The organism is Arhodomonas sp. KWT (assembly GCF_010993615.1).
The window spans coordinates 1-1,465 of record NZ_WNXE01000429.1 but is presented as its reverse complement, the minus strand read 5'-3'; the positions used below and the strand labels follow the sequence as shown (position 1 = coordinate 1,465).

Sequence of the window (1,465 nt, the reverse complement as noted above, 5' to 3'; positions counted from 1 at the left end):
CGGCGCAGGGTGCCGCCGAGGGTGGCGGTCGGGATGATGCTCCGGGCGTAGATCCACGGCGTGTCGCCGTTGCAGAGCATGACCTCGCGGACCCAGGCCAGGCGGTGCTCGCGGACCCCCACGGGGCGGCGTTCGTCCCGCCAGGGGCGCTGCCAGTACTGGCCCACGACCTCCACGCGGAAGGCACCGTCGCAGCGCCGGCGCATGCGGGCGGTCAGCGATCCCGGGGTCTCGATCCAGGGTCTCAGCGCCGGCGGGACGTGGCCCCCGGCCGGGGCGCCGATGGGACGCCAGTTACGCGCTCCAGGCAAGCCGTTCCTCCCTGCGGATCCGTGCACGACCGCCGGGGCGTCTCCGGTGGCGGTCGTGTGCCGCCCGGCGGGGTCGTCTAGTGCGCATGTAGGTCGCGGGGCCGTTGGTGCCGGCGCCCGGGGCCGGTATTCTGGCACGCCGGTGGCGGGGCGGCCAGTGAGCCCGCGGAGCGGGCCGCCAGCGGGTGGCCATAGTGGACCGCGCCGGCATTCAGCGGCGGTTTCGTGCGCCGTCGGGGAGCGTTCGTGCCGGGGCGCAGACCCAGACCGTCCCGACGCCGGCGCGGCGGAGTGCCTCTGTGACCGCCGTGAGGGTGGCAGCGGTGGTGACGACGTCGTCGACGACCAGGACCCGCCGCGGCAGGCGCCGCGGATCGGCGACGAAGGCGCGACGCACGTTGGCCCGGCGGCGCCTCGCGTTGCCGCCGCGCTGGTCCGGTCCGGGGGCCGGGCGCTGGAGCGATCCGTGCAGGGTGCGGCCGGGCAGGCGCCGCGCGATCTCTGCGGCCTGGTTGAAGCCCCGTTCGCGCAGCCGGCGCCGGTGCAGGGGGACGGGCAGGATGGCGCCCGGGCATTCCGACGGCAGGGCGCCGGCGAGCAGGTCCGCGAGGAGGCGGCCGGCGGCTAAGTCGCCGTCGTCCTTGAAGGCGTGGACGAGGCCGCTCACCGGTGGCGTGTAGGCGAGCGGGGCGATCAGGCGCTGCCACGGGGGCGGCCGGCGGAGGCAGTGCCCGCAGGGCGCGTCTGGTCGTCCCGGCGGTAGCGGCAGGCCGCAGCCGGGGCAGGGCGGGTCGATCCACGGCAGCGCGGCGCGGCAGTCGCGGCACAGCTCCGCGGCGGCCTCGGGCGGCTCGCCGCAGAGCCGGCAGGGAGCGGCCATGAGGTGCCGCCCGATACCCTCCCACAGTGCCGCGAGGTCCATGCCCGGTATCATGACGGCCTCCCTGCCGTGCCCGTAATGACCGCATCATACGGTAGGATGGCGGCGGTTCGCAGCGCCGGAGAGGACAGTACAGTCATGGCCGAGACCGACCACGGGGTGCGGGTGCGGGCGGCACGTTTCGATGCCGCGGCCGCCCATTACGACGAGGCCGCCGTCCTGCATCGCGAGGTAGGGGCGCGCCTGGTCGAGCGCTTCGAGCTCATCCGCATGG

2 protein-coding genes are annotated in these 1,465 nt (G+C 75.8%); both read right to left on the bottom strand.

Annotated features, from left to right (window positions below; all coding sequences use genetic code 11):
- The coding region (locus G7A99_RS19610; RefSeq protein WP_163143397.1) for a chorismate lyase at positions 1-311 on the bottom strand (311 nt) is incomplete at its 3' end.
- A gap of 211 nt (positions 312-522) precedes the next feature.
- Positions 523-1,245 (bottom strand): double zinc ribbon domain-containing protein, encoded by a 723-nt coding sequence (locus G7A99_RS19605; RefSeq protein ID WP_163143394.1) that lies wholly within the window; start codon positions 1,243-1,245, stop codon positions 523-525.
- Positions 1,246-1,465 lie beyond the last annotated feature (220 nt).

Coding starts and splice junctions, on each gene's coding strand:
- G7A99_RS19605 (WP_163143394.1), bottom strand. CDS start 1,245: ATGATACCGGGCATGGACCTCGCGGCACTGTGGGAGGGTATCGGGCGG.